Source organism: Trinickia sp., from assembly GCF_051961175.1.
Lineage (GTDB): Bacteria > Pseudomonadota > Gammaproteobacteria > Burkholderiales > Burkholderiaceae > Trinickia.
The window spans coordinates 1-3327 of record NZ_JBQCDN010000286.1 but is presented as its reverse complement, the minus strand read 5'-3'; the positions used below and the strand labels follow the sequence as shown (position 1 = coordinate 3327).

Here is a 3327-nt window from a genome sequence, read left to right as displayed (position 1 = left end):
GGGAAAGGCCACCTCAAAGTCGTGAAATGAAGTAGAATCGCGGACTACGCCGGCTTAGCTCATCTGGTAGAGCAGTTGATTTGTAATCATCAGGTGGCGGGTTCGAGTCCTGCAGCCGGCACCATATCTGACAAGGGGTTACGCGATGTTTGCGTAGCCCCTTGGCGTTTCCAAAACACCCCTCACGTTTCCAAAAGACATCAGCGAGACGGTTTCACGGGCCGCGTCCCGCGTGCGAGTGCGCCGTCATGCCGGGGCCGCTATGTCCCGCTATCCGTTGTCCCGCTTCCAATCCTTCGTCGATTACCTTGTGCGTGACGCCACCTGCGCGCAGGTCGCGGAACTGGAATCGGCATCGTGCCGAGCAATACCGGCGGGTTTGGTGCGGCCGACACCGCGGCGCCCCTGTTCGGCCGCAACGAAATTGAGCCGCTGCAGGCGCAGTTCCTCGCGCTTATGGACCGAAGCGAAGTTTGTCACAGTGTCTAGGCTGGCCAACATGGCCAAGCTGACAACAGGGGACAAGTTGGGACAACTTGCGCGTCCTCGTCCGACGGGTGTGCCGCGATTACGCTGTTGCCCTGCTCGCCCGAGGCGAACGCCGCGCCCGAGTGGCAGAACGGGCTGGCGCTTTCTGGTCGGCTAGATGGTCAATGACCACCGGCGGACGATTCGGAAACTGCGCCACCAGCTCCAGTTTCCCACCCATGCCTTCGATGTAGCGCCGTAGGGTCGAAAGTAGCATGTCGCTACGTTGTTCGAGGCGCGAAATGGTGTCCTGCCCGACGCCTAGAGCCAGGGCCAAATCGACCTGGGTTTTCTCGACCGCCTGTCGCAAGTCCTTCAAGGAGGCGAGTTCCTGCGCACGTCGCTCGATTTTCGCGCGACGTGCTGCGGGCAGTGCTGCCATCACATCATCGAGTTTTTTTGCCATGCTTGCTCTCCGTTCCTTTCTCTGCTGCGAGCGAGGCCAGGTGCTCATTGAACCGGCCATCGGCCACGGCAATCAGCCGCTTGTAAAACCGCTTCTGGTCAGCGCCGCCCTTGTCGCCACCTACCAATAAAATCGCCTGTCGTTTTGGGTCGAAAGCGAAGGCAACGCGCCAGACGCCGTTGTCCCAACCGAAGCGCAGCTCCTTCATGTTGGCGTGTTGAGAGCCTCTGAGGCTATCAACGGTCGGTCGACCAAGATTCGGGCCGAACTCACCAAGCAACCTTGCGTGGGCCAGCAGTTCATCCTGCAAACCTTCTGACAGTGCTTGGAACTCTGCGTCGAATGCATCGTGAAACAGCACCGTCCAGTTCATGTTAGCCATTATGTATCAGAATCAATATGTATTCAATGTCATATGGTTTTTACATCATATGTAATGGGAGCCATATCCTGAAGACGGATCCGCAGCCTGCTCCGTCTCGAAGTCGATACCAGTCTCTTTGAGCATACAGGCGTCGATGCGCGCGTGCCACTTGTGCAGCAGGTCGAGTGGGCGGCGGCGGTAGTGCTTTTCTGCTAGAGCGCTGTCCCAGAATTTGGGCGACGACTCCCGCGGGTACTACTAGCCGCTCGGCGAGCGCGCCGAACGAGCGACGTAGCCTTTGGCGCGTCACATGCGGCAGGTTTGCCGCTTCGTTCTTCGATGTGTCCGCTCGCAGATGCGGCGCTTGATGAACCGAAACGGATGTTCCGCTTTCGCCCGGATACCCGTTTTGGCCCGTGGGAGTTCATCGCCGAGCTCGCCCATCACGGTGGCCTTGTCCAACACGCGTCGCTTGCCCGGGCGATGTCACGTGCCGACGCTGTACCCCGCCATTAAAGCCTCTAGCTCGCTAATGGCAGCTTCCAAACCAGAAGGGACATCAATCTGAGCGGCCAACGACGCCCAGCTCTACCGAGCGGGGGCGTCTCCCCTGTTGAACCCTGTCAGCGTGCCGGATTGCGTGCCATGACGATCCACGCCGCGCCGTCGATCATCACCGACCGCTCGCCGGGGAGGCCCGCGAAGGCGGCGCGAACCGCGGCCGAGGCGCGGGCGCGGATGTCATCTGGCTGATCAGCGAGCGCGCGCGACAGTGGGCCGACCTCGAGCGTCATCGTCACCGCGTCATCGATCGCCGCGTCTCGCGTGCCGCCCTCGCCGAACGGGACGGAAGCATCGAAGGGCGCGATAGCGATATCGGTGAAGCCGGCCGCCGTCAGGATGCGCGACACCCGCCCCCGATCGCCGAACGAAAATGGACCGGGCGCTTCGGGAGCGGGCGGCGCGCTCGGCGGGAGGATGCCCTTGAGCGCGCCCATCGGCAGGCGCACCCAATCGTTCTCGGCCGCGCTACGCCAGCAGACGAAAGCGATCCGCCCGCCCGGCCGCAGCGCGCGTCGCATATGGGCGAACGCCGCTGTCGGATCGTCGAAGAACATCACCCCGAAACGCGAGAACAGGATGTCGAACGCGCCCTCGGGCAGCTCGGCGCTGCTGGCGTCGGCCACCTGGAACACGACCGGCGTATCCTGTGGCGCAAGCGCGCGCGCTCGGCCGATCAGCGGTTCGGATATGTCCACGCCCAGCACTTGCCCTCCCGCGCCGACGCGGGCGGCCAGAGCCCGACTCGACGCGCCCGCGCCGCAGCCGACGTCCAGCACGCGCTCGCCCGTCATGGGCGCGGCGGCTTCTATCGCGGCCTCGCCGAACACCGCCACCATCGCGTCGAGCCGGGCCTGGTTGGCGACCCAACGCTCCCCGCTTTGACCATTCCAGTCGGCGACCTGATAGGCATTTTGCTCTCCCATGTAATCTCCTTGTTCTGATTCGTTCTTAACTAGCTGCCCCTTGTTCGAGGCAAGGGGCGAGCCGAATCGATGCCAAGGTGCGTATCGTCTCGAACGAGCCCAGTTTCACCTGCGATAAGGCGCAATACCTGCGTGTGATCGTCTCAGGCATCGAGACCGGTGCCGCCTGGCGCCGGACCTGAAGAACAACCTACTATTTCGTCAAACTCGACGATCCGTCCTTCACCGCGCCGATCTACGCCAACCTTTTCGATGGCGACGACGCGACGGGAGAAGTGAATCCGTGTTCTCAAACCAGCATCGACTGCTGGGCGAAAATACCCGCCATCGCCCCCTGCGATGATGCCTGGGTGACCGAGGGCAAGAAGGGCGTGGTAAGGTCGCCGGCGGCGTAGATGCCGGGCATGCTGGTTTGGCGGCGCTCGTCGACCTTGAGGACAATGCCGGTGGGCGTATCCACCGTGGCGAGGCCCAGCGATTCATGCAGGCTTGCGGACGGCTTGTTGCGCGGCTGGGCGAACAGGACGTCGACCGCGACATGT

Annotated in this window: 4 protein-coding genes, 1 tRNA gene and 2 pseudogenes; 2 read left to right on the top strand and 5 right to left on the bottom strand. The window is 62.5% G+C overall.

The window, feature by feature from the left end; translation table 11 throughout:
- Nucleotides 1–48: 48 nt before the first annotated feature.
- Nucleotides 49–124, top strand: a tRNA-Thr gene (locus tag ACTHL0_RS17160).
- A gap of 444 nt (nucleotides 125–568) precedes the next feature.
- Here the strand turns inward: ACTHL0_RS17160 and ACTHL0_RS17155 are convergent.
- From ACTHL0_RS17155 to ACTHL0_RS17140, 4 genes and pseudogenes are all read right to left on the bottom strand, one after another.
- Entirely contained in the window at nucleotides 569–934 is a 366-nt protein-coding gene (locus ACTHL0_RS17155; protein ID WP_440568014.1) for a helix-turn-helix domain-containing protein, read from the bottom strand.
- Entirely contained in the window at nucleotides 915–1307 is a 393-nt protein-coding gene (locus ACTHL0_RS17150; RefSeq protein WP_440568013.1) for a type II toxin-antitoxin system RelE/ParE family toxin, read from the bottom strand. Before ACTHL0_RS17150 ends, ACTHL0_RS17155 begins: the two co-directional genes overlap by 20 nt.
- 348 nt (nucleotides 1308–1655) lie before the next feature.
- Nucleotides 1656–1781: pseudogene (locus ACTHL0_RS17145) on the bottom strand (IS5/IS1182 family transposase); the annotation flags it as partial.
- A 140-nt stretch (nucleotides 1782–1921) separates the two neighbouring features.
- Nucleotides 1922–2785, bottom strand: coding sequence for a class I SAM-dependent methyltransferase (locus tag ACTHL0_RS17140; RefSeq protein WP_440568012.1), 864 nt, complete (start codon nucleotides 2783–2785; stop codon nucleotides 1922–1924).
- Nucleotides 2786–2982: 197 nt separating this feature from the next.
- Between ACTHL0_RS17140 and ACTHL0_RS17135 the strand changes: the two are divergent.
- Nucleotides 2983–3039 (top strand): annotated as a pseudogene (locus ACTHL0_RS17135) (DUF736 family protein); the annotation flags it as partial.
- A gap of 35 nt (nucleotides 3040–3074) precedes the next feature.
- On the opposite strand, the gene ACTHL0_RS17130 reads toward ACTHL0_RS17135, so the two are convergent.
- A partial coding sequence (locus ACTHL0_RS17130; protein ID WP_440568011.1) for an FAD-dependent oxidoreductase occupies nucleotides 3075–3327 on the bottom strand: 253 nt, incomplete at its 5' end.